This is a genomic window from Marilutibacter spongiae, assembly GCF_014145325.1.
GTDB lineage: Bacteria > Pseudomonadota > Gammaproteobacteria > Xanthomonadales > Xanthomonadaceae > Marilutibacter > Marilutibacter spongiae.
The window spans coordinates 61,856-84,397 of record NZ_JACHTF010000012.1 but is presented as its reverse complement, the minus strand read 5'-3'; the positions used below and the strand labels follow the sequence as shown (position 1 = coordinate 84,397).

Sequence of the window (22,542 nt, the reverse complement as noted above, 5' to 3'; positions counted from 1 at the left end):
CGCCGATTGTCTTGAAGATGTGGACGCCGTCGCGGTGGTCGCGTGCAGCCCGGGCGGGCGCCCTTCAATACGCCTGCGAATGTCCGGTGGACAGGCCGTGGACGCGACCAAAGCACCGTCTGGCGCTGTCATCGGCCCTGCTAGAATCCCGGGTCTGACTCTTTCTATACCCCTACGACCGAGGCGTGGCCACGGGGCCGCGAATTCAATGAGCCCGACCTACGAAAGCCCCTTCGCAGACCTGCTGCACAACGATCCCGATCCCACCGAGACCCAGGAATGGGTCGAGTCGGTCCAGGCCGTCATCGCCAACGACGGCGCCGAACGCGCCCACCAGCTGCTCGAAGGCATGGTCGAGGTCACGCGTCGCGCCGGTGCGCACCTGCCGTTCGCGCCGACCACCGAATACATCAACACGATCCCGCCGCACCTGGAGCCCAAGACCCCGGGCGACCAGACCATGGAGTGGCGCATCCGCTCGCTGATCCGCTGGAACGCGATGGCGATGGTGGTGCGCGCCAACCGCAAGCCCGGCGACCTGGGCGGCCACATCGCCAGCTTCGCCTCGGCGGCGACGCTGTATGACGTCGGCTTCAACCATTTCTGGCGCGGTCCCGAGGGCGACCACCCCGGCGACCTGATCTGCGTGCAGGGCCACAGCTCGCCCGGCATCTACGCGCGCTCCTTCCTCGAAGGCCGCCTGAGCGAATCCCAGCTCGACCATTTCCGCATGGAAGTCGACGGCCGCGGCGTCAGCTCCTACCCGCACCCGTGGCTGATGCCCGACTACTGGCAGGTGCCCACCGTGTCGATGGGCCTGGGCCCGATCGCCGCCATCTACCAGGCGCGCAACTGGAAGTACCTCGAAGGCCGCGGGCTGATCCCCAAGACCGACCGCAAGGTCTGGTGCTTCATGGGCGACGGCGAGTGCGACGAGCCCGAGAGCCTGGGCGCGATCTCGGTCGCCGGCCGCGAAGGCCTGGACAACCTGGTCTTCGTCATCAACTGCAACCTGCAGCGCCTCGACGGCCCGGTGCGCGGCAACGGCAAGATCATCCAGGAACTGGAAGGCCAGTTCCGCGGCGCCGGCTGGAACGTCATCAAGACCATCTGGGGCAGCTACTGGGACCCGCTCCTGGCCCGCGACACCACCGGCAAGCTGCGCCAGCTGATGATGGAAACCGTCGACGGCGAATACCAGAACTGCAAGGCCTTCGGCGGCGCGTACACCCGCGAGCATTTCTTCGGCAAGTATCCCGAGACCGCGCGCCTGGTCGCCAACATGAGCGACGAGGACGTCTGGCGCCTCAACCGCGGCGGCCACGACCCGCACAAGGTCTACGCCGCCTACGACGCGGCGACGAAGATGCAGGGCATGCCCACGGTCATCCTCGCCAAGACCGTCAAGGGCTACGGCATGGGCGCCTCGGGCGAGTCGCTCAACCCGACCCACGGCACCAAGAAGATGGACGACGAGGCCGTGCGCCTGTTCCGCGACCGCTTCAACGTGCCGGTCACCGACGCCCAGCTCGCCGACGGCCAGGTGCCGTTCTACCACCCTGGCAAGGACTCCGAGGAAGTGCAGTACATGCTCGAGCGCCGCCAGGCCCTCGGCGGCTTCCTGCCGCAGCGCCGCCGCAAGGCCAGCACCGCGCTCGAAGTGCCCGCACTTGCGACCTACGAGCGCCTGCTCAAGTCCACCGGCGACCGCGAGATCAGCACGACGATGGCCTTCGTGCAGATGCTCAACATCACCCTGCGCGACAAGCAGGTCGGCCCGCGCTGCGTGCCGATCGTCGCCGACGAAGCGCGCACCTTCGGCATGGAAGGCCTGTTCCGCCAGCTCGGCATCTACGCGCCGAAGGGGCAGAAGTACAAGCCCGTCGACCGCGACCAGCTCATGTACTACCGCGAGGACGCCGCCGGCCAGGTGCTCGAGGAGGGCATCACCGAGGCGGGCGCCTTCGCCAGCTGGATGGCCTGCGCCACCAGCTACAGCACCAACGACCTGCAGATGCTGCCGTTCTACATCTACTACTCGATGTTCGGCTTCCAGCGCATCGGCGACTCCGCCTGGCAGGCCGCCGACATGCGCGCGCGCGGTTTCCTGCTCGGCGCCACCGCCGGCCGCACCACGCTCAACGGCGAAGGCCTGCAGCACGAGGACGGCCACGGCATGGTCCAGGCCGGCCTGATCCCCAACTGCCGCAGCTACGACCCGACCTTCAGCTATGAAGTCGTCACCATCATGCAGCACGGCATGCAGCGCATGGTAGCCGAGCAGCGCGACGAGTACTTCTACGTCACCCTGATGAACGAGAACTACCCCCACCCGGACATGCCCGAGGGCAGCGCCGAGGGGATCATCAAGGGCATGTACCTGCTCCAGGACGCCGGCAAGCCCAAGAAGGGGGAACTGCGCGTGCAGCTGCTCGGCAGCGGCACCATCCTGCGCGAAGCCATCGCCGCGGCCGAACTGCTGGACAAGGACTTCGGCGTCACCGCCGACATCTGGTCCTGCCCCAGCTTCAACGAGCTCGGCCGCGATGGCATCGACGCCACCCGCCACAACCGCTACAACCCCGAAGCCAAGAAGCCGCGCAAGCCCTACGTCACCGAGCTGCTGGAAGGCCGCCAGGGCCCCGCCATCGCCGCCACCGACTACATCCGCACCTACGCCGACCAGATCCGCGAATACGTGCCGATGCGCTACACCGTCCTCGGCACCGACGGCTTCGGCCGCAGCGACACCCGCGCCAACCTCCGCCGCCACTTCGAAGTCGACCGCCACTACATCGCCCTGGCCGCGATCGAGGCCCTCGCCGCCGACGGCAAGATGAGCGCCAAGGACGTTGCAAGGGCGATCAAGCAGTACAAGATCGACGTGGACAAGCCGAATCCGATTGGGGTTTGATGTTTTTGTTTTCATCAAGAGTCAGGGCGGCCGGAAGGACGCCTTGACTTCATATGGATCGCTCAGCCGGCTTTCCTAAACCTAGGCGCGAGTTGCTGTGGTGAATTCTGCGGCTGAGGCCTGCAGCCACTTCTTGAACTCGCTTGGCAGCAGTCCAAGAAATTCTGGCAAAGGGCAATCGGAAAGGTCGTAGGTGAGCTGAAGTTGACGAACAACCGCGACGAGCCGACGAGGCGAACCAAGGCCTTTTCCGCCTGAGCCTCGACGGGGCTTTTCAGCGACCGGGTCGAACCAGAGCTGGTAGGCCGCTGCAATTACCGTAGTGCAACCAAAGATATCCGCGTACGCGCCTAGCTGTTCCGCTAGGTCAGTGCGTGCGAAAACAGGGGTCAGAGTCGACTTTTGGTGGTGACCAGTTGTGATGATCCTCGCTATCACGGTCTTGTAGGGCCGTAGGGCGCAATAACCGGAGGGCATTGCGCCGAAAGTAGTTCGGTCGAATGCAATATGGCAGCGAACTACCCTGGTGCGAAGAAGAGGACTCTTTTGGTTTGCCGAGCGTGGTTGGGTGATACCGGCTGCGGTTTCGGTTCGAACCGACGAGACCTCCTCTGGCTCAAGTGCGGGCAGGCCTCAAGCGCCTGGCGATTTCTCGAAGACGTACCTCCCGCCAGGCGTTCGGCCGGCGCGAACAGTTGAGCGGGCTTGACGATAGCGGGCAATTGGCCGCGTGCGGGACATTGTTGGACTGGCGGGGATACATCATCTTGTTCCGCAGGACGAGGGCATCGACATGCTCCCGATCCAGTTCGGTGGCTTCGGAAACGCCGCAGCCGAGAACCTTGATGAGCATTCTCGCTTCTTCTGTCGACATGGTAAACACGAGGTCCGGCGTAGCCACATAGAGAGGCGGCCAGTTCCCGTCCGCTCTTCTATCGTCAGTCATGTCCTCGCACGCAGAAGGGTCGCGCGGAAGCTCACAGGATCGAGCAGGAAGTTCGCATCTACGGCACCGGGGACTGTGAACATCTGCGGCTTTCGACGGAAGCCAAACAGGCGGTAGAGGTGGAACCTGTCCGCTTCCTGATCAGAGAATGCGACCTCATTTGGACTGATGAAGAAGGGCGTTTCCGCGGCGTAAGCTGTGGTCTTGACCTCAATGAAGCGTTCGCGGCCATCTGCATCGAACGACAGGATGTCGTAGCCGGTGCCATCGCCCTTGTCCTTGGACACGTGTTCAATTTTATTGGCGAGCGTCTTAGCACCTCCGGTATGCAAGCGACGCTGCTCGTACTCCAGGACCAGCAATTCGCCCGCCAACCCGAGCGAGCGGTTACGTGCCTCACGTTCAAGATAATCGCGCTTGACCGGCGCTCTGCGAACCCAGTCTGCACGTTGCTCGGCGACGGCAATCTTGGGGATCGGGATCTGCACGACGAAGTTGGAGAAGTCTTCCACCAGGGGTGGCTCGGCGGGTGTCTCCACGCTTCGTAGACTGACTTCATCCAACATGCGGTCTTGCTCAATGGCGCGAGCTACGACGTCGACCAGCATGTGCTGGAAGTTCGGCAGTGCCTTGTAGCCGTTCAGGGCCTGCACGCCGAAGAGGTTGAGCACGGCGCTGATGTTTCGATGCTTGTACTCGATGGACGATGCGTTCCGAGCGGGCAGCAAAGCCTGAAGGCGGCGATTGTGTTCTCGCTTGTTCGGGACTTGCCCCATCTCCTGCATTCGGAGCATCTGCAAGTAGACGGCGACGGTCGCCTCCACTTCCGCTTCGCTCCACGGTTGGCCGGTTTCACCGTCGTCAATCGCCATCGCCATCGCCGTCCCCTCTGTGCCTGCGTCCAGGATATCGTTTGGACGTAGAGATCGCCTCCAAGAGTTGGACAGTGACGACCTCTCGGTGTAGCCCGGGTAAGCGCAGCGCACCCGGGTTGCGGGATCCCCGGATGCGCTTCGCTTATCCGGGCTACGGGATAGGGGTGGGCGTGCGCATCAGCTCTGCCCGTTCACTCCTGCGTTGCGCGCTTCCTGCACACCAGCAGCACCTCATCCACGCCTGCGGTGGGCACCATGCCGTTCACCAGGGCCAGTGGCTTCTGGGCACGGGCGAGGAGGGGGAGGGTGCGGTTGTACCAGCGCATCGCCAAGGCGCGGTGGTGGGTGAGGAACCACATGCCCAGTTTGAGTAGCCAGGAGGCCTTGGGCTGCATGCCGTAGATGGCGCTGCGCTCCAGCGTGAGGCCGTGGGCGGCGAGTTTGGCCAGCAGGGCGTCGGGCTCGTAGCGGCGGCAGTGGCCGACGAAGTCGTCGAAGGCGGTCCAGCTGTCGGGGTGCAGGGGGGCGGAGAGCAGGACGTGGGCGCCGGGGCGGGCGACGCGGGCGAGTTCGGCGAGCACGGCGTCGTCGTCCACGAGGTGCTCGACGATGTCCATGGCGCAGACGGCGTCGAAGCTGGCGTCCGGGAACGGCAGGGCGGCGGCACTGCCTTGCAGGGCCTGTCCCCCAGCGGCGCGCAGCGCGGCGAGCGCCGGCGTGCTGATGTCGACGAAATGGCCGCCGTCGACCGGGAAGCGCGGGCGCAGGCCGGGGGCCACTTCCAGGCGTCGTGTGGCGCGCTCGGTCAGGGCCCGGACCAGCGGCCAGGTGTTGAAGCCGGCGGGGTCGCACAGCCGGGCGCCGCCCCAGAGGCCGTCGTAGAAGTGCCGATTGCGCGCACGTAGCGTCTGTTCGTCGATGGGGGCTTGGGGGGAGGCGGCGGTCGTCGTCATGGCTCGATGCTACACGGGGAAACGGGCATTCCCGCCATCCAGCCGGGACGCGTCCGGGCGTCAGGCCTGCCGGAGCTCCAGCTGCGTCAGGTACAGCCGCAGGTCGAACTCCAGCTGGTGGTAGTCCGGCGCCATGTGCACGCACAGCTGGTAGAAGGCCTTGTTGTGATCGGCTTCCTTCAGGTGCGCCAGTTCGTGCACCACGATCATCTTCAGGAACTCGGCGGGCGCATCGCGGAACACGCTGGCGATGCGAATCTCGCGGCTGGCCTTGAGGCGGCCGCCGTGGACGCGCGACACCGCGGTGTGGGTGCCCAGGGCGTGCTTGAGCACCTGCAGCTTGCCGTCGTAGAGGACCTTGCCCAGCGGCACCGCCTTGCGCAGGTGGCGGTTCTTGAGCGCCTGCACGTAGTCGTACAGCTGGCCGTCGTTGCGCACGGCGTGGGGCTCGGGGTACTTGTCGGCCAGCATCGCGCCCAGCCGGTCCCGTGCGATCAGCTCGCGCACCTGGTCCTGCAGGTGAGGGGGATAGCCGGCGAGGTACTTGAGGCTGTGCATGGGCGCGGGCAATGCGGCGAGGGTCCACATGATGGGCCGCGACGGGGGGAAGGGCCAGCCGCGCGCGGGTCGTCCGCCCTGGGTAGCCCGGATAAGCGAAGCGCATCCGGGGCATCGCGCAATCCCGGATGCGCTTCGCTTATCCGGGCTACGGACTGCTCGACCCGGCGTGGCGCGGTAGAGGCGCCTCAGCGCGACGCGTCCATGGCTTCGATCGCTTCCAGTGCGTGGGCCGGGTGCGATGCCCCGGATGCGCTTCGCTTATCCGGGCTACGGGTGCCGTCGCTACTCGCAGCCGATGCCGTCGCCGTCGCGGTCGAGGTGTCGACCATATCCCGGCTCGCCGACGCGCACCGGTGCGGCCGCCGCGGCGCGGGCGGCACTGCAGTTGGCGTAGTAAGCCTGCCCGCCGATGACCTGGCGTCCTTGCCCCTGGCTTGGCCGGTTCGCCTGCAGCATGTACGAATCATCGCGCGGCGGTGGACGGGGCGCAGGACTGCGGTGGCAGTGGTAGCCACCGTTCTTGCGGTCGTTGTGACAGCCCTCGGCGTTGAGCCCCCCGCTGTGCGCGGCGGCCGCGAGCGGCCAGACGAGTGGAATCGCCAACATCATCAGCATCGCCCCGCGGCGTTGGATCGTCATCATTGGACACCCCCCATGTCCTCCTACGATGCGTCGACGGTAGCACCGGGTGGGTGTTGGGAGGTGAATGGGGACGCGCGGCAGCCGGATAGGCGCTGAGCATCCGGGATGGCGCGATGCCCCGGATGCGCTTCGCTTATCCGGGCTACGGTCGCGGTGCCTCAACGCGTCGCGTTCGCCGCTTCGATCGCTTCGACGGCCCGGGCCAGCACGACATCCGTCTCGCCCGGCACTATCGGCGTGTCGATGGCGATGTCGGGCACCACGCCGCGCGGGGAGGGGTCGCCGTTCGGGCGGAGGATGCGGGCCTTGGGGTAGCCGACCTCGATACCCGTGCGCGGCAGGGTGAAGTGCTCCATGGCGCCATAGGTGCTGGCCAGGTCGGCGGTCTCCTCGCCGACGATCGTGGCGAAGCCGAAGTCCTGGGCGAGGGCGGCGACGTTCACCGCGTTGGAGTAGGTGTGGCGGTTGACCAGCAGGTAGACCCGGCCGTCGAAACGCGGCGCGGGGCGGGGGTCGACCGTGTCGATCGGGAATCGCACGACGGCCCCCTCCGGCTGCCCGGCATAGGCCGCGGCGAGCTTGGCGGAGGTGCTGTCGGGGTCGCCGTCCTGGGCGTCGAGCCGTGCGCGGTTGGAGCCGACGGTGGCCGCGCTGACGCGGATCTCGAAGGCCTCGCTGAAGCGGAACGGCGTGTCGGCGAACCAGGCGATCATCGGGTCGCTGAAACTGTTGTCGCCACCGGGGTTGTCCCGCAGGTCGATCAGGAGGCGTTTGGCGCCGGCGTCGATGAAGCCCCGGAAGGCATCGTCGATGAAGGCGACGAAAGCGCCCGGGTCCCAGGGGTGCGGGGCTTCGGGCCGGTTGTCGTAGAACGGGCCGGGCCGCAGGTAGGCGATGCCGCCGTCGAGCATGCGGGCCTGGCGGGCATTCCAGTCGAGCTCGAATCTCGCGGGTTCCGAATCGCTCGCGGCGGTGAAGGCCGCGCGGTCGCGTGCGGGCACGTCGAGTTCGGCGCGTCGGCCGCCGGGCTTCTCGACCGTGACGGCGAAGCGCTCGACCTCGCCCAGTTCCAGCCATGCAAGCACGGGCAGGCGGTTCTCCATCTGCGCCCAGGCCATGTAGGCGTTGTCGGCGGAGACATGCGCGCGCAGGCGGCCCAGCCAGTCCATCGCCGGCACGCCGTCGACCGACACCAGGCGGTCCCCCGGCTCGAGGCCCGCCAATCCGCCCGTACCATCGACGACGAAGGCCTCGTCGCCGCGTACGCGGACGTACAGCGGGAAGGCCCGGCCCCCGGCGACACGGAAGCGCTCCCAGGCGTCCATCGGCGGCTCGATCCGCGCATGCGCGACGTTGCCGAACGCGACGAAGCGCTGGAAGGCGATGCGCGCCTGGTCGGGGGTCAACGGCGCGTCGAAGCCGGCGCGCATGTCGCGGTAAAGCGCTTCGTACGCCGCCTTGTCGCGGTGAGCGTAGAGGTCGAAGTGGGCGGCCTGCAGGCCTGCGTAGAGGGCGTCGAAGTCGTCGCGCAGCGCCTCGGGGGCGATCAGGGACGGGGAGGGGTCGGGGCTTTTGTGAGACGGTTCGAGCGGCGGCGCGCAGGCGGCGACGCCGCTGAGCGAGGCGAGCAGCAGGGCGGCGGAACAGGCGCGCAAGACGGTACGTGGCAGGGGCATGGAGGCTCCGGAAGCGGTGCCGCGGACGGTCCGCGGCTTGCCGTCCGATGGAACGCCGGCCCATCCTATCCGACCATGATGGAAGGCTCCTGCTTTCCTGATCTCTTTCTCCCACGGTGGTGACGGCTTTGGAATCAAGGACTTGCAACGGGGTGATGCAGTTCGGCGACTGGCGCGCGGAGCACGCGTCCGGTGAACTGACGGGCCCCTCCGGCACCCAGCGCCTGGAGCCGAAGGTCATGGACCTGCTGTTCCTGCTGGCCGGGCGGCCGGGCGACGTGGTCCCGCGCGAGGCGCTGATGGAGGCGCTGTGGCCCGACATGGTGGTGGGCGACGACAGCCTGGCCCGCACGGTGTCCAAGCTGCGGCAGGCGCTGGGCGACGACGCCCGCATGCCGCGCTACGTGGAGACGATCGCCAAGCGTGGTTATCGCTGGTGCGGGCCGGCGGCGTCTTCGGCCCCGCATGATCGAACGCATGCGCCCGCTGGGGCAGCGGCGTTGCCCCGGAACGGCGCGCGTCGTCGCAGTGTGGCCGTCGCGCTGGGCGTGCTCGGCGCGGTCGCCGTGGTGGCCGTGACCTGGCAAGCGGGCCCGCGCCCGGACGCCGGCCCGGTGACCCCGGTCGAAAGCCGCGAGCGCGACGCCCTGCTGGCGCGTGCCGACGATGCCTACTTCCAGTTCTCCCGCGCGGACAACGAGGCCGCCATCGAGTTGTACCAGCGCGTGCTCGGCGTGCATCCGGACGATCCCGCCGCACTGGCCGGCCTGGCGAACGCGCTCGTGCAACGCGCGCTGCGCTGGCCGCAGGCGAGCGGATCGGACGTACACGAATTCAGGCGGCTGGGCGATGCGCTGGCCAACGGCCATCTTGCCCGCGAGCCGCAGCGTGGCCAGGTCGAGCGTGCGCGGTTGTTGGCCCAGCGTGCGGTCGCGCAGGCGCCGGACTCGGCGGCGGCACACAAGGCCGCGGGCTTCGTCGCCAGTGCACAGGGCCGCTTCGACGACGCGCTGGCCGCCTACGCGCGCACGGTCGAGCTCGACCCCGACAACTGGGGCGCGATGATCAACACCGGCGACGTGCTCGACATCACCGGCCGCGCAGGCGCCGATGCCTGGTTCGAACGGGCGTATGCGGCGATGGAGCGCGCCTATCCGGACAATCCCGCACAGGTGCGCCCGTGGCAGGCCGCCCTTGGCGTGCTGGTCGCGTCGCGCCTGCAGGCGCGGGGCGACAGCGTCGGCGCCGAGGCCTGGTACCGCCGGGTGCTGCGCCAGGCGCCGCTCGATCCTGCCGCGACGTCGGGGCTTGCCGACGTGCTCCGCGCCTCGGGCGATGCCCCGCAGGCCGAGCGACTGTGCACCGAGCTGCGCCAGCGCACCGATGCCGCGTGTGTCGATGCCAGCGGTCGCGCGACCGCGCGTTAGCGGGTCGCTTGCGGCTGCACGATGCCCCGGATGCGCTGCGCTTGTCCGGGCTACGGGCTACGGGCTACAGGTGGCGTGGCTTCAGTGCGGCTCGGGCGTGTCGGGATCGACGAGCGGGTCCAAGGGCGCCGGCGGCTCCGGGTCGGGGAGGGTTTCGAACATGGCCGGTGGCGGTTCCGGGCCGAGGCCTTCGGTGCTGGGAATGAAGGCGGCGACGCGCTCGAAGAAGCGGCGGTAGAAGTCTTCGTTCTGCACGGTGTTGGTGGCGACGCGGACGAGGTCGCCGCCGCTGGTGCCGATCGGCAGCGACACCGAGCCCAGCATGCTGACGCCGACGCTGGCGGACTTGACCGAGGTGTTGAGCACGTAGCGGTCCTGGACGGCATTGACGAACACGATGGCGCCGCCGCCCGGTTGCTGCAGGCAGGTCGCGCGCACGTTCAGCTGGGTGTGCACGTCGGATTCGGGCTGGAAGCTCTTGGTCGCCTGCAGCGCGTCGTCGCTGGCCTTGCCAATCACGTAGCCCTGGCCGAGCAGGGCGCGGCGCGTGGCCTCGCAGGCACTGGCCGGGGGCACGGCGTAGGTGCGCGAATACGTGTCCCCGGCGCCGAAGGTCTCGCCCAGCGGCGGCGGTTCCGATTTGCGGTTGAACCCGCAGGCGGCCAGCGTCGTGGCCAGTCCCAGGACGGCCAGGGCGCGGAAAGGCAGGCGTGCGCGTTGCATGCGATAGGCAGGGGGTGTGGGCGGAATCGCGAGTCTAGCGGCGAGCGGGTGCAAGGGTGCTGAACGACGGCTGGCCCACGGGGCGCTTCAGCGACCGTCCCGCCGCTTGTCGTACCACAGGTCCAGGCCTTCGCGCGTCTGCAGGATGCCGCGGCCGCGAAAGAGCAGCCGCCCGAGCAGGCGCAGGTGCTCGCCGGGCGAGAAGGTGCGCAGCTTGCGGTCCGAGGTGCGGACCGATTCGCGAAGGATCACGAAGCGGCCCTGCGTGGCGAGCGCGCGGCTCATCGCCACGTCCTCGCCGGCGTACCAGCGCGGGTCGAAGCCGCCGACGGCTTCGAAGGCCTCGCGGGTGCAGAACAGGAAGCAGCCCGGCGCGATACCCGTCCAGCGGAAGCCGAAGGCGGCGATGCCGGCCAGGGCACGTTCGTGCCAGCGCGCCGGGCCGGCGAGGCGCACGCGGCAACCACCGCCGATGGCGCCGTGGTCCATCGCCTGCATGGCGGCGCCGAGCACCGTGGCGTCGACGAGGGTGTCGGCATCGAGGAACAGCAGGCGTGCGTGGCACGCGGCCGTCGCGCCGGCATTGCGGGTGGCGGCGATCTGGCGGTGCTCGACGCGCAGGACGCGGACGCCACGCGCGGCGGCGATCTCGCCGGTTGCGTCGCTGGAGGCATCGTCGACCACGATCACCTCGTGTTGCACGGACAACGCGCGCGTCGCTTCGGCCAGCGCATCCAGCGTGGCGCCGATCAGGGCCGCTTCGTCGTGGGCGGGAATGATGATCGACAGCATGCCTGCAGCATTGCATGGCGATGTGCAGGCCGGGGGTGAATGCCCCGTGCATCCGTTCAGGCCGGCGGCGACGAGCGAGCGTTCCGCGCGGGAGCGTGGCACGTGGGACGAAGGTGCCCGGTATCCGACTGGCCGGGTCGATGGAAGATGGAATGCCCGTCCAGGGACGAGTGGTCAGGCGAGGGGGCGGCGCTCAGGCGCCCGATATGCCCAGGGTGTCGTTGCCCTTCTCGAGGTCGGTCAGCATGCCCAGGCGGTGCGCATCGGCCGCGCGCTGCATGGCGGCGTCGATCCATTCGCGATGCGGGTTCTCCTGCCAGCGGGGCAGCTTGAATATGTGCGCGCGCGGGTATTGGCGGATGGTGTCGGCGTCCTGGATCCATTTCCAGTCGCCGGGCATCAATGCCTCGTCGCGGGCGAAGGCGCTGGCCGTGGCGGCGCTGCGCGCGTAGATCAGGTTCATGGGCGCCTCGTGTCGGCTGCGAAGAAGCTCCGGGGGATACCGGGCTCATTCGGTCCAACGCGCCGGCTTGCCGAACGCGGCCAACGCGGGTCGTGTACCTGAGCGATGGCGGTGGGTGGGGTCGTGATTGGGGAGTCGTGATCCGTGCGGTGTGTTGCGCGCACCCAAGCCATCGTCAGACGCGGGCTTGAGCGATCGTGGCTATCGACTTCGCCGCGATCCACCTTGGGGCGTGCGGCCGCGGCCTGACATAATCCGGCGCGATGGGAACGGGAGGGGCGAACATGGGAGGGGTCGGCCACTGGGTCGTGATCTTCGCCATCGGCGGTGCGCAGGCGGTACTCCTGGCGCTGGCCTTGTGGCGGCGGCCGGTGAACCGGGCGGCGAACCGCGTGCTGGCGGCGTGGCTCGGGCTGGTGGGGTTGGACCTGGGCGTCAAGGCGGCGTTCCTTGCCGCGCCGGCGCCGGGCCTGTTCCGCGTGTTGTTGTTCGTCGGGGTCTTCCCGTTCCTCTACGGCAGCTTCTTCTATCTCTACGTGCGCACGTTGACCACGGCGCGGCGGCTGGCGTGGCTCGATGGCGTCCACCTGTCCGGCTTCGCCGTCGCGTTCGCGGTGGGCCTGCCGGCGCTGTTGGCCGCGCCGGACACGAACCTGGCCAACATGCAGGCCTGGCTGGCCGGCGCGTTTCCGCCGCCGGTACCGTGGTACAGCCCGTTCCTTTATGCCTGGAGCCTGAGCTATGTCGCCGCGGCGGTCTGGCGCGTGCTCCGCTTCCGCCGCGAGGTGCGCGAGCGGCGCTCGGACGCCGACCGCGTGTCGCTGCACTGGGTGATGGCGATGGCGATGGGGCAGGTGCTGATCTGGGGCATTGCCGTCGTCCACGACTACGTGCGTCCCGCCGGCATCGGATACTTCACGATCTACGGCGCCGTGGCCGTCTGGGCCTGCGTGCTCGGCTACCTGGGCCTGATGCAGGCGACGGTCGCCGGGGACGACACCGCCGAGCCGGGCGCGCCGCGCGAGGTCCCGCCCGATCCACCGGCGGCCCCGCCGGCCCAGGACGAGGACGCGCGCCTGCCCGAGGTGCAAGCGCGGCTGGCCGGCCTGATGGAGGACGAGGCGATGTACCTGGCACCGGCGCTGACGATCGCCCAGGTCGCCCGGCGAAGCGGCTATCCCGAATACCTGGTCTCGGCGGCGATCAATCGCGGTTTCGGCTGCACGTTCTGGGACTACATCAACCGCCAGCGGATCGCCGCGGCCTGCCGCTGCCTGGCGGACGCGTCGGACACGCGCACCATCCTCGACATCGCCTACGCCTGCGGTTTCACGTCCAAATCGACGTTCAATTCGGCGTTCAAGCGCGAGACCGGCCACACGCCAAGCGCCTGGCGTGCGCGCCAGGCGGCGGCCTGACACGGAGGCGCTTCAGGCCGGCTGCGCGCGCCGGGATGCCTGCAGCGGCATCGCGCGACGGCGCCAGCGCAGCCACAGTTCGCACACGGCCATGTTGAAGGTCCAACTGGTCCAGGCGGCGAAGATGTAGACCGGCTCCAATGGCAGCTTGAAGACCAGCGTGCCGCCGAACAGGATCACCCGCAGGGTCACCGCACCGAAGGTCATCGCCAGGCTGTGCACCATCCAGTGCCGATGGCGGGCGATGTCGCCCAGCACGGCGAAGCGGATCCCGTTGCCGGTCACCAGCAGCCAGGTCACCGCGAGCAGCAGGAAGCCCGCGCCCGAGGCCCAGCCGCCCTGGGCGTGGAAGGCCATGCCCAGCCCGGCCACGCCACCGGCCAGGACGCCGCCGGCATACAGCCAGCCACTGGTGCGATGCAGGGCCGGCCAGCGGCGACGGACCCAGGCGCTGGCCTGGACGGGGGCCAGCAGCAGCGCCAGCCCGGCCCCGAAGAAATGCATCGGCACCACCAGGCCCTGGACAGCGAAGCTGGCCATGAAGGGGTTCTGTGGTTCGTAGGGCAGCACCTTCAGGAACGCGAACGCATAGGCCGCGACCATCACGCTGGTGAGGGCGAAGAAGGTGAAACCGATACCGCGGAGACCTGTCCCGATGAAACGTCGCATGGCGCCTGTCCTGGCCTGGTGGGGCCTGCAGGGTCCCGTGCGACGGGCCTGGGGTCGTCCGGACCGGCCGGATCGGACGTCCGGTTCGCCCGGATCGGTCGTGGGACGGGGTCAGCGCGGGGCGTAGTACGCCAGGAACATGTCCACCGCGGCCTCGCCGACCTGCTTCTGCTGGCCGGGGCTGAGCGGCGGCTGGCCCATGGAGATCTGCGGCCAGAAGGCGAAGCCCTTCACCAGGCCCTGCAACTGCATCGACGCGAAGAGGGGGTCGTCGGTCTTCAGTGCGCCGTCGGCGGCGGCGGCGCGGATCCAGGTGGTCAGGCCTTCCTCGCGGTCGCCCAGCCGCGCCAGCATCTCTCGCGCGCGCTCGGGCGAATGCACGCCCGCGGCGATGGCGACGCGCGCCAGGTCGGTGAAGTTGGGATCATCGAGCAGGCGCAGCTTCTGGCTCACCAGCTCGAGCAACTGCCCGCGCAGGGGCCGGTCGCGCCGGTAGGCGAGGTCCACGCCCTCGGTACCCCGTGCCCAGAGCTGCTCCAGGATGCGCGCGAAGAGCTCTTCCTTGCTGGCGAAGTGGTTGTAGACCGTGCGCTTGGAGACGCCGGCGCTGGCCGCGATGCGGTCCATGCTGGTCGCTTCGTAGCCCGACTCGCGGAACTCGGCGATCGCCGCGGCCAGGATCGCCGCGTGCTTGCGCTCGGTCAGGCGGGGCGTGGGGGCGGGCTTGGCGGACATGGGGCTAGTTTACACCGATCGGTTTACTTTCTCGAATACCGGAACTACACTGCCCTGTGTAGTTTCCATTCGAGCCCGCCGTCCCCCATGCCGTCCGCCCCCGTCCCCCGTCGAGCCCGCCGGCGTTTGCGTCGCCTCGGCGCGACCGTCCTGACCCTTGGAGTCCTCATCGTGAGTGCCTGCCTGTTGTCCGCCGCCCGCACCAACCGTCCCGTCGCCGACTATCCGGCCTCCCCGCAGTCGGCCGAGGGCCGCTTCCGCAATCCGGCGCCGCGCCCGGCCGAGGGACTGGGCAAGACGCTGGGCATCATGTGGAACTTCTTCTTCAACAAGCCCGACACCACCGTGCCCCGCGCGCCGGTGCCGGTGGCGACGCTGACGCGCGCGCAGCTGCTCGCCGCGCCCGATCGCAGCCTGTTCCGGCTGGGGCACTCGACCGTGCTGCTGAAGCTGCGCGACGGGTTCTGGATCACCGACCCGGTGTTCGCCGAGCGCGCCTCGCCGGTGCAGTGGATGGGCCCCAAGCGCTTCCATGCCCCGCCCATCGCACTGGAGGACCTGCCGCCGCTGCGTGGCGTGATCCTCTCCCACGACCATTACGACCACCTCGACCGCGACACCGTGGTGGCCCTGGCCGAGCGCGCCGACATGTTCCTCACGCCGCTGGGCGTCGGCGACCGGCTCGTGGCCTGGGGCGTGCCGGCCGCGAAAGTGCACCAGTTCGACTGGTGGCAGGGCACCCGCGTGGATGGGCTGCACATCATCGCCACGCCCGCCCAGCACTTCTCCGGCCGCGGCCTGTTCGACGGCAACAAGACGCTCTGGGCCTCGTGGACGATCATCGACGAACCCGAGGGCGCGCCCGGCCTGCGCCTGTTCTTCAGCGGCGACACCGGCTACTTCGACGGCATCCGCGAGATTGGCCGGCGCTTCGGTCCCTTCGACGTGACCCTGCTCGAGACCGGCGCGTACGACCCGCAGTGGCCCTACGTGCACATGCAGCCGGCGCAGACCGTGCAGGCCCACGAAGACCTGCGCGGCCGCTGGCTGATGCCGGTGCACAACGGCACCTTCGACCTGGCGATGCATGCCTGGCAGGATCCCTTCGAGCAGATCTCGGCGCTGGGCGCCGCGCGCGGCATCGCCCTGGCCACCCCGGGCATGGGCGAGCGCCTGGACCTGGCCGCGCCGCAGCCGACGACGGCGTGGTGGCGCACGGTGGAGTAGGGCGCGTGGCCCGGGGCGATGCGGTGCGAATGGCCCTTGACCTCAAGCGTGCTTGAGGGCGCAGGCTAGGGCGCCCTCCCCGAAGCCCTGTCGCCATGCCCGACGCCCCGCTCGACCTCGACGCCTACCTGTCCCGGCTGGGCTTCGCCGCCCCGCCGCCGCCCACCCTGGACGCCCTGCGCACGCTGCAGCTGCGGCATACCCAGGCCTTTCCCTTCGAGACGATCGCGACCCTGCTGCACGCGCCGGTGCCCATCGACCTGCCCGCGCTTCAGCGCAAGCTGCTGCACGGGGGGCGCGGCGGCTACTGCTTCGAACTCAACAGCCTGTTCCTGGCCTTGTTGCAGCGACTGGGCTTCCAGGCGCGCGCGCTGACCGCCCGGGTGGTGATGGGGCGCAGCGACGACGCGGCCCCGCCGCGCAGCCACATGCTGCTCGAAGTGCGCCTGGACGACGTGGACTACATGGTCGACGTCGGCTTCGGCGGCATGGTGCCGACCGCACCGCTGCGCCTGGGCGACCCGAGGCCGCAGCAGACCCCGCACGAGGACTACCGCGTCGTCGAACGCGACGGCTGCCTGGCCGTGGATGCCTGCGTGCTCGAGGCATGGCGACCGCTCTACGTGTTCGACCGCCAGGCGCAGGCGCCGGTCGACCTGGACGTCGCCAACTGGTACGTGTCCACCCATCCGGCCTCAGGCTTCGCCGGCCAGCTGCGCGTCGCGCGCACCGGACCGGGCGAGCGCAGGACCCTGCAAGGGGGTCGCCTCACCCACCACCGCCTTGGCCAGCCGAGCACGAGCTGCCTGCTTGCCGACGCGGATGCGGTCGTGGCTGCGTTGCGCGAAGTGTTCGGCCTTCGCGTGCCCGACGACGCGGCCCTGCGCGGCGCCATCCAGGCGCGGCTGGCCGCGGACGCGGCGGCGGAAGTCGCCTGAGCCCGGGTTTGCAAGCGCGCGGCCATCGCCGATGATGGCCGCGCACGTTGCCGGGAGACCCCGATGTTCGCTCGCGCCCTGCTTCTCGCCCTTGCCCTCGCATCCGCGGCCGGACCTGTCCGGGCCACGCCGCCGACGCTGCGCGTCGACATCCAGCATGCCGGGGATGCGCACGTCGAGCGCTACGCCCTCGAGCGCGTGGTCGGGGAGCCGTTGCCCTGGCCGGGCAATCCCGCGCACCCGATCGACGGCAGCAACCTCGGCAGCCAGAAGTTCGAGGTCGCCGACGCGGCGACCGGTGAGCTCCTGTACTCGCGCGGCTACAGCACGGTGTTCGGCGAATGGCGGACGACCGGCGAAGCGAAGGCGATGCAGCGCAGTTTCCAGGAATCGCTGCGCTTCCCGATGCCCGACGCCCCGGTGGAGCTGACCGTCTTCGGCCGCGATGGCGACAACCGCTTCGTGCCGTCGTGGTCGGTCACCATCGATCCCGCCGCGCTCGACGTCGAGCGCGGTCCGACCGCCATGGCCGACCGCTGGCCGGTGGGCATGCCGATCGCGATCCGCCGCAACGGCGCGCCGGCCGACAAGGTCGACCTGTTGCTGTTGGGCGACGGCTACACCGCGGACGAGATGGACGCCTTCGAGGCGCGGGCCCGCGAGCTGGCCGACACGCTCTTCAGCGTCTCCCCGTTCAAGGAACGTGCCGCCGACTTCAACGTCTGGGCGCTGGCCGTGCCGGTGCCCGAGTCCGGCGTGAGCCGTCCTTCGACCGGCATCCACCGCGCGTCGGCGACGGGCGCGCGTTACGACATCTTCGGCAGCGAGCGCTACATCCTCACGCTCGACAATCGCGCCTTCCGCGACCTCGCCCAGTACGCGCCATACGATTTCGTCGAGATCATGGTCAATGGCGACACCTACGGCGGCGGTGGCATCTTCGGCCAGTTCAGCACGGTGGCCGCCGGCAACGACTGGCGCGACTACGTCTTCGTGCATGAGTTCGGCCACCACTTCGCCGCGCTCGCCGACGAGTACTACACCTCGCCCGTCGCCTACGGTGCGGCCGACCACCCGCGCGTGGAGCCGTGGGAGCCGAACGTGACCGCGCTGCTCGATCCCGAGCGGGTCAAATGGCTCTCGCAGGTCACGCCGGCGACGCCGGTGCCGACACCCTGGCCGAAGGAGGCCTACGAAGACTACGAGCGCGGCATCCAGGCGCGCCGCAAGCGCTTGCGCGAGGAGCGCCGGCCCGAGGCGGAGATGAGCGCCCTGTTCCACGAAGAGCAGCGCCACATCGAGACGCTGTTCGCCCAGGCCGCGCATCGCGACGCCGTGGGTGCGTTCCAGGGTGGCAACTATTCGGCGACCGGTTACTACCGCCCCCAGCTGAACTGCCTGATGTTCACGCGCACCGATGCGTTCTGCCAGGTCTGCCAGGGCGCGATCGAGGTGGTGATCGACATGTACAGCCGCTAGCGGGACGTGATGGGTGATTGGCGATTCGTAGTTCGTGATGGGTGATTCTTGGTGCGTGGAGGATGGAGGGTGATGCGCAAGGGACGGAACGCCCAAGGCGTCATCCCAGCGAACGCTGGGATCCAGCCTTTGCCTTTGCCTTTGCCTTGGAACCCCGCCTGCCTTCGCAATCCCTGGGCGCGTCCATTTCGTCGCCGACCCAGCGCAGGCTCGCAGGAGGGCGCGAAGCAAAGCCCCTCGCGGGTGCGACGTGCGCGGCGTGTATGGATGGGTGTCGACCTGGGCTCCATCGACCCTGCGGCGCCTGCCGGCCTGCGGCGCTACCCGCCCATCGGCGGGATGCTCATTCCCGGTTTCGACACTTTCGCGCCTGCGGCGGCGTTCGCATGTCGTGGGAAGCGGCGCGCGTTGGCGTGGCCGCCGGGAGGCCCTGGCCTCCGTTCTTCCCCACGAACAGGACATTTTCCATGAGCAAGCTGAAAGGCAAGGTCGCCCTCGTCACGGGCGCTTCCAAGGGCATTGGCGCCGGCATCGCGTCCGCACTCGCGGCCGCGGGTGCCTCGGTCGTCGTCAACTACGCATCCAGCCAGGCCGGCGCTGACGCCGTCGTCGCGCGCATCGCCGAGGCCGGTGGCCAGGCGGTGGCGGTGCGCGGCGACGTCTCCAGGCGCGAGGACGCGGAAGCGCTGGTCGCGGCGGCCATCGAGCATTTCGGGCGGCTGGACATCCTCGTCAACAACTCCGGCGTGTACGAATTCGCCGCGCTCGATGAAATCGACGAGGCGCATTTCCGCCGCCAGTTCGACGTCAACGTGCTCGGCCTGCTGTGGACCACCCAGGCCGCGGGCAAGCACCTGGGCGAGGGCGCGAGCATCATCAACATCGGCTCGGTCGTCACCCGGATCGTGCCACCCGGCAGTGCCGTCTACACCGCCACCAAGGGCGCGGTGGACGCCATCACCGGCGTGCTGTCGCGGGAACTGGGGCCGCGCGGGATCCGCGTCAATGCCCTGAACCCGGGCATGGTCGAGACCGAAGGCACCCACGCCGGCGGGATCATCGGTTCGGACATGGCCGCCGAGGTGGTCGCGCAGACGCCGCTGGGGCGCCTGGGCCAGCCCGACGACATCGCGTCGATCGCGGTGTTCCTGGCCTCCGACGATGCGAAGTGGCTGACCGGCGAACACCTCTATGCCGGAGGCGGCGTCCGCTGAAGCGCGACGCCCGCGTCAGCCGAAGTCGGGCGAGGGCGTGAACGCGTAACGCTCGATGCGGCCCACGGCCTCGACCGCGGCGCGCACGTCGTCGCGGTCGAGCAGGGTCGCGCGCGCTGCCTCGCGACCGGTGTTGCCCGGCAGCACCGGCGCGTCGGCGTAGCCCTGCAGCCACCAGAGCATGTCGCTGCGCAGGGCCGGGTCGGCCAGATGGCGGCGCACGAGCGCCGCGGCCTCGTCGATGCGTGCATCCCGCAGCAGCGCTTCCAGCAGCTGTTGGACCGCGTCCGCGTCGTGCTCGCGGAGGTAGTCCAGGGCCTCGCCCGCGGCCGTGGCGTCGCCTCGCTGCGTGGCGATGCAATGCCGGATCTTGCGAAGGACCATCTCGCCGTAGCCGCTCATTGCGCCCACCGCGTCGATCGCGCGCTCGGCGTCGTCGGGCCGCTGCAGGCTGCAGTAGTAGTCGCCCAGGTTGAGGCGCTGGCTGACGTTCGCCTGGCCTGCTTCGTCCATGCCGCTGGCCCGTTGCATGTCCGCCTCGGCTTCGGCGGCGCGGCCGAGGTGGCTCAGGGCCATGGCCCGGTTGTTGAGCAGCCAGATCGCCTCGTCGGCATCGTCGAACCGGTCGTCGGGCGCCTGCGCCACGCGATCGAGTACCCGGGTGGCGACCGCGTTGGTCTCGTCGTAGCGACCGGTCATCAGCAGTCCGTAGGTGAGCTGGACCTGCGCCTGGATCGAGTCCGGGGCGACATCGGCCGCGCGCTGCAGGCGCTCGACCTGCAGCCGGACGGCGTTGTCGACGTCGAGCGAGGTCGCATTGCGGTCGAACAGGCCATCGAAGCGGCGGTCGCTGCGTATCCGGACCAGGTCGCTCGGGCTGCTGACCCGGCGCAGGGCTTGGCGCGCGCGCTCGCGCTCGCCGCGCTCGACCCGCGCGAGGGCCAGGTCGTACCACACCGCACTGTCGCCCCCGTAGGGGCTTCGCCAGTTGGCGTCGAACAGGGCCTGGGCCAGGGCCAGGCGTTCGGGCGCATCGGCGGGCAAGGCGAGGCGGAGGCGGTGGATGTCGCTCTCCTCGATCTCGTCCAGCGTCTCCGGCCAGCGTTGCACCAGTTCGATGAAGTGGCGTGCGGCGGCTTCGGGTTGCTCGAGGTGGGACTCGAGCATGGCGAGCCGGTACCAGTCCCACCGATCGCCGGGCTCGAAGGCGACCGCGCGCCCGCACAGCGCACGCGCGTCTTCCAGGCGCTGCTCGCGCGCGGCGGTCCAGCATGCGAGCGACAGCGTCGCGCCCCGCGTTTCCGCCGGCAGGGCCTCGAAACCCGGGTCGGCGAGTATCCCGGTCAGTGCCAGGTCGGCGGCTTCGCCATCGTCCGCGCCCGCAAGCGCGCGTGCCTGCTCGATGCGTTGCTCCAGCGCCGATCCGGGCGAGAGCGATTGCACGGCGAGATCGGTGGACGCCTTGTCGACCTTGGTTCCGGCCGCGGCCGGCAGGCAGGCGACCAACAGCAAAGCGAGGAGGGTGTGCAGGCGGGGGCGCGGGAATGCGTGGCGGTTGCCATCCATGGGTCGACGTCACCTTCGGGCAATGGAGTCCGACCGAGTGTCGCAGCGCGTCGCGCCGTGCGCCAGCCCGTGCCGGCGTGTCGCAACGCAACAAAAAGGCGGCGCCATGAAGGCGCCGCCTGGATCGTGTCGTGTGTCGCGATGGCGCGCTTACAGGCCGATCACCGACTCCGCGCTCACGAAGGACAGGCCCTGGGCCTGGGCCACCGGCTCGCAGGTCACCTGGCCTTCGCAGACGTTGAGGCCGTTGCGCAGGTGCGCATCGTCGGCCAGGGCCTTCTTCCAGCCCTTGTTGGCCAGCGCCAGGGTGAAGGGCAGGGTGACGTTGTTGAGTGCGAAGGTCGACGTGCGCGCGACCGCGCCGGGCATGTTGGCCACGCAGTAATGGACCACGTCGTCGACGACGTAGGTCGGCTCGGCATGGGTGGTGGCGCGCGAGGTTTCCACGCAACCGCCCTGGTCGATGGCGACGTCGACGATGACCGAGCCCGGCTTCATGCTCTTGACCATCTCGCGGGTGACCAGCTTCGGCGCGGCGGCGCCGGGGATCAGCACGGTGCCGATGAGGAGGTCGGCGCGGCGCACCAGTTCCTCGATCGCGGCCTGGGTGGAGAACACCGTCGAGATCGAGGTGCCGAACTGGCTGGCCAGGCGCTTGAGCGCGTCGGCCGAGCGGTCGACGACGGTGACCTTGGCGCCCATGCCCACCGCGATGGTGGTGGCATGGGTGCCCGACACGCCGCCGCCGAGCACGACGACTTCCGCCGCCGAGACGCCGGGGACGCCGCCGAGCAGCACGCCGCGGCCGCCCTGGGCCTTCTCGAGCGCATGCGCGCCCACCTGCGGGGCCAGGCGGCCGGCGACTTCCGACATCGGGGTCAGCAGCGGCAGCGAACCGTTGGCAGCGGTCACGGTCTCGTAGGCGATGCAGATCGCGCCGGAGTCGACCAGGTCCTTCGTCTGCGCCGGGTCCGGCGCCAGGTGCAGGTAGGTGAAGAGGATCTGGCCCTTGCGCAGCTTCTTGCGCTCCTCGGCCAGCGGCTCCTTGACCTTGACGATCATGTCGGCCCGGGCGAACACCTCGTCGGCGGTCGCGGCGATGCTGGCGCCGGCGGCGACGTAGTTCTCGTCGGTCAGGTCGACGCCGAGGCCGGCACCGCTCTGGACCACGACCTCGTGGCCGTTGTTGACCAGTTCCTGGACGGAGGCCGGCACCAGGCCGACGCGGTACTCGTGGTTCTTGATTTCGGTGGGAACGCCGATGCGCATGGCGGAGGCTCTCGATGGCGGGAAGGGCGCCGACGCGGTCGGCGTGGGAGGTGGC

General features: G+C 69.5%; 20 protein-coding genes. 7 read left to right on the top strand and 13 right to left on the bottom strand.

What is annotated here, in order from left to right; translation table 11 throughout:
* Positions 1-208 precede the first annotated feature (208 nt).
* Complete coding sequence (aceE, locus tag H4F98_RS11820; protein ID WP_182687909.1) at positions 209-2,914, top strand: pyruvate dehydrogenase (acetyl-transferring), homodimeric type; 2,706 nt, start codon at positions 209-211, stop codon at positions 2,912-2,914.
* A gap of 616 nt (positions 2,915-3,530) precedes the next feature.
* On the opposite strand, the gene H4F98_RS11815 is transcribed toward aceE, so the two are convergent.
* The 6 genes from H4F98_RS11815 to H4F98_RS11790 form a co-directional block, all read right to left on the bottom strand.
* Positions 3,531-3,767 (bottom strand): hypothetical protein, encoded by a 237-nt coding sequence (locus tag H4F98_RS11815; protein WP_182687907.1) that lies wholly within the window; start codon positions 3,765-3,767, stop codon positions 3,531-3,533.
* An 89-nt stretch (positions 3,768-3,856) separates the two neighbouring features.
* Positions 3,857-4,732 carry a protein NO VEIN domain-containing protein gene (locus H4F98_RS11810; RefSeq protein WP_182687905.1) on the bottom strand — a complete coding sequence of 292 codons (876 nt, stop codon included), beginning with the start codon at positions 4,730-4,732 and terminating at the stop codon, positions 3,857-3,859.
* Between the two features lie 194 nt (positions 4,733-4,926).
* Positions 4,927-5,688, bottom strand: coding sequence for a class I SAM-dependent methyltransferase (locus tag H4F98_RS11805; RefSeq protein ID WP_182687903.1), 762 nt, complete (start codon positions 5,686-5,688; stop codon positions 4,927-4,929).
* Between the two features lie 60 nt (positions 5,689-5,748).
* Positions 5,749-6,246: a M48 family metallopeptidase gene (locus tag H4F98_RS11800; protein ID WP_182687985.1), complete on the bottom strand. Its 498-nt coding sequence runs from the start codon at positions 6,244-6,246 to the stop codon at positions 5,749-5,751.
* Positions 6,247-6,531: 285 nt separating this feature from the next.
* The gene (locus tag H4F98_RS11795) at positions 6,532-6,888 is read right to left on the bottom strand and encodes an excalibur calcium-binding domain-containing protein (protein ID WP_182687901.1); all 357 of its coding nucleotides are present in this window, start codon (positions 6,886-6,888) and stop codon (positions 6,532-6,534) included.
* 161 nt (positions 6,889-7,049) lie between these two features.
* Positions 7,050-8,567: a S41 family peptidase gene (locus H4F98_RS11790; protein WP_182687899.1), complete on the bottom strand. Its 1,518-nt coding sequence runs from the start codon at positions 8,565-8,567 to the stop codon at positions 7,050-7,052.
* 155 nt (positions 8,568-8,722) lie between these two features.
* On the opposite strand from H4F98_RS11790, the gene H4F98_RS11785 reads away from it, so the two are divergent.
* Positions 8,723-9,994 (top strand): winged helix-turn-helix domain-containing protein, encoded by a 1,272-nt coding sequence (locus H4F98_RS11785; RefSeq protein ID WP_182687897.1) that lies wholly within the window; start codon positions 8,723-8,725, stop codon positions 9,992-9,994.
* An 81-nt stretch (positions 9,995-10,075) separates the two neighbouring features.
* On the opposite strand, the gene H4F98_RS11780 is transcribed toward H4F98_RS11785, so the two are convergent.
* The 3 genes from H4F98_RS11780 to H4F98_RS11770 all read right to left on the bottom strand — a co-directional run bounded on the left by H4F98_RS11780 (position 10,076) and on the right by H4F98_RS11770 (position 11,972).
* On the bottom strand, positions 10,076-10,717 hold the full coding sequence (locus tag H4F98_RS11780) for a DUF2242 domain-containing protein (protein ID WP_182687895.1): 642 nt from the start codon (positions 10,715-10,717) through the stop codon (positions 10,076-10,078).
* A gap of 87 nt (positions 10,718-10,804) precedes the next feature.
* Positions 10,805-11,509: a glycosyltransferase gene (locus H4F98_RS11775; RefSeq protein WP_182687893.1), complete on the bottom strand. Its 705-nt coding sequence runs from the start codon at positions 11,507-11,509 to the stop codon at positions 10,805-10,807.
* A 193-nt stretch (positions 11,510-11,702) separates the two neighbouring features.
* Positions 11,703-11,972, bottom strand: a complete 270-nt coding sequence (locus H4F98_RS11770) for a hypothetical protein (protein WP_182687891.1) — start codon at positions 11,970-11,972, stop codon at positions 11,703-11,705.
* A gap of 284 nt (positions 11,973-12,256) precedes the next feature.
* On the opposite strand from H4F98_RS11770, the gene H4F98_RS11765 reads away from it, so the two are divergent.
* A complete protein-coding gene (locus tag H4F98_RS11765; protein ID WP_182687889.1) occupies positions 12,257-13,390 on the top strand; it encodes a helix-turn-helix domain-containing protein in 1,134 nt (377 codons plus the stop codon).
* Positions 13,391-13,402: 12 nt separating this feature from the next.
* Here the strand turns inward: H4F98_RS11765 and H4F98_RS11760 are convergent, their stop codons facing one another.
* Positions 13,403-14,059: a DUF2306 domain-containing protein gene (locus H4F98_RS11760; protein WP_182687887.1), complete on the bottom strand. Its 657-nt coding sequence runs from the start codon at positions 14,057-14,059 to the stop codon at positions 13,403-13,405.
* 111 nt (positions 14,060-14,170) lie between these two features.
* Positions 14,171-14,794: a TetR/AcrR family transcriptional regulator gene (locus H4F98_RS11755; protein ID WP_182687885.1), complete on the bottom strand. Its 624-nt coding sequence runs from the start codon at positions 14,792-14,794 to the stop codon at positions 14,171-14,173.
* A gap of 126 nt (positions 14,795-14,920) precedes the next feature.
* On the opposite strand from H4F98_RS11755, the gene H4F98_RS11750 reads away from it, so the two are divergent.
* The 4 genes from H4F98_RS11750 (at position 14,921) to H4F98_RS11735 (ending at position 19,652) form a co-directional block, all read left to right on the top strand.
* Positions 14,921-16,021 carry an MBL fold metallo-hydrolase gene (locus tag H4F98_RS11750; protein ID WP_220479201.1) on the top strand — a complete coding sequence of 367 codons (1,101 nt, stop codon included), beginning with the start codon at positions 14,921-14,923 and terminating at the stop codon, positions 16,019-16,021.
* 95 nt (positions 16,022-16,116) lie between these two features.
* A complete protein-coding gene (locus tag H4F98_RS11745; RefSeq protein ID WP_182687881.1) occupies positions 16,117-16,959 on the top strand; it encodes an arylamine N-acetyltransferase family protein in 843 nt (280 codons plus the stop codon).
* A 63-nt stretch (positions 16,960-17,022) separates the two neighbouring features.
* Positions 17,023-18,438 (top strand): IgA Peptidase M64, encoded by a 1,416-nt coding sequence (locus tag H4F98_RS11740; RefSeq protein WP_182687879.1) that lies wholly within the window; start codon positions 17,023-17,025, stop codon positions 18,436-18,438.
* A 467-nt stretch (positions 18,439-18,905) separates the two neighbouring features.
* On the top strand, positions 18,906-19,652 hold the full coding sequence (locus tag H4F98_RS11735) for a glucose 1-dehydrogenase (RefSeq protein ID WP_182687877.1): 747 nt from the start codon (positions 18,906-18,908) through the stop codon (positions 19,650-19,652).
* Between the two features lie 15 nt (positions 19,653-19,667).
* On the opposite strand, the gene H4F98_RS11730 is transcribed toward H4F98_RS11735, so the two are convergent.
* Both H4F98_RS11730 and ald read right to left on the bottom strand, forming a co-directional pair.
* Entirely contained in the window at positions 19,668-21,218 is a 1,551-nt protein-coding gene (locus tag H4F98_RS11730) for a tetratricopeptide repeat protein (protein WP_182687876.1), read from the bottom strand.
* A 150-nt stretch (positions 21,219-21,368) separates the two neighbouring features.
* A complete protein-coding gene (gene ald / locus H4F98_RS11725) occupies positions 21,369-22,487 on the bottom strand; it encodes an alanine dehydrogenase (RefSeq protein WP_182687874.1) in 1,119 nt (372 codons plus the stop codon).
* Positions 22,488-22,542: the final 55 nt, after the last annotated feature.

What these genes read in the sequence shown, in the direction of transcription:
- H4F98_RS11780 (WP_182687895.1), bottom strand. Translation starts at nt 10,717, where the DNA reads ATGCAACGCGCACGCCTGCCTTTCCGCGCCCTGGCCGTCCTGGGACTG.
- H4F98_RS11775 (WP_182687893.1), bottom strand. Translation starts at nt 11,509, where the DNA reads ATGCTGTCGATCATCATTCCCGCCCACGACGAAGCGGCCCTGATCGGC.
- H4F98_RS11755 (WP_182687885.1), bottom strand. Translation starts at nt 14,794, where the DNA reads ATGTCCGCCAAGCCCGCCCCCACGCCCCGCCTGACCGAGCGCAAGCAC.
- aceE (WP_182687909.1), top strand. Translation starts at nt 209, where the DNA reads ATGAGCCCGACCTACGAAAGCCCCTTCGCAGACCTGCTGCACAACGAT.
- H4F98_RS11805 (WP_182687903.1), bottom strand. Translation starts at nt 5,688, where the DNA reads ATGACGACGACCGCCGCCTCCCCCCAAGCCCCCATCGACGAACAGACG.
- H4F98_RS11740 (WP_182687879.1), top strand. Translation starts at nt 17,023, where the DNA reads ATGTTCGCTCGCGCCCTGCTTCTCGCCCTTGCCCTCGCATCCGCGGCC.
- H4F98_RS11795 (WP_182687901.1), bottom strand. Translation starts at nt 6,888, where the DNA reads ATGACGATCCAACGCCGCGGGGCGATGCTGATGATGTTGGCGATTCCA.
- H4F98_RS11810 (WP_182687905.1), bottom strand. Translation starts at nt 4,732, where the DNA reads ATGGCGATTGACGACGGTGAAACCGGCCAACCGTGGAGCGAAGCGGAA.
- ald (WP_182687874.1), bottom strand. Translation starts at nt 22,487, where the DNA reads ATGCGCATCGGCGTTCCCACCGAAATCAAGAACCACGAGTACCGCGTC.
- H4F98_RS11765 (WP_182687889.1), top strand. Translation starts at nt 12,257, where the DNA reads ATGGGAGGGGTCGGCCACTGGGTCGTGATCTTCGCCATCGGCGGTGCG.
- H4F98_RS11815 (WP_182687907.1), bottom strand. Translation starts at nt 3,767, where the DNA reads ATGCTCATCAAGGTTCTCGGCTGCGGCGTTTCCGAAGCCACCGAACTG.
- H4F98_RS11760 (WP_182687887.1), bottom strand. Translation starts at nt 14,059, where the DNA reads ATGCGACGTTTCATCGGGACAGGTCTCCGCGGTATCGGTTTCACCTTC.
- H4F98_RS11745 (WP_182687881.1), top strand. Translation starts at nt 16,117, where the DNA reads ATGCCCGACGCCCCGCTCGACCTCGACGCCTACCTGTCCCGGCTGGGC.
- H4F98_RS11800 (WP_182687985.1), bottom strand. Translation starts at nt 6,246, where the DNA reads ATGCACAGCCTCAAGTACCTCGCCGGCTATCCCCCTCACCTGCAGGAC.
- H4F98_RS11735 (WP_182687877.1), top strand. Translation starts at nt 18,906, where the DNA reads ATGAGCAAGCTGAAAGGCAAGGTCGCCCTCGTCACGGGCGCTTCCAAG.
- H4F98_RS11730 (WP_182687876.1), bottom strand. Translation starts at nt 21,218, where the DNA reads ATGGATGGCAACCGCCACGCATTCCCGCGCCCCCGCCTGCACACCCTC.
- H4F98_RS11785 (WP_182687897.1), top strand. Translation starts at nt 8,723, where the DNA reads ATGCAGTTCGGCGACTGGCGCGCGGAGCACGCGTCCGGTGAACTGACG.
- H4F98_RS11790 (WP_182687899.1), bottom strand. Translation starts at nt 8,567, where the DNA reads ATGCCCCTGCCACGTACCGTCTTGCGCGCCTGTTCCGCCGCCCTGCTG.
- H4F98_RS11770 (WP_182687891.1), bottom strand. Translation starts at nt 11,972, where the DNA reads ATGAACCTGATCTACGCGCGCAGCGCCGCCACGGCCAGCGCCTTCGCC.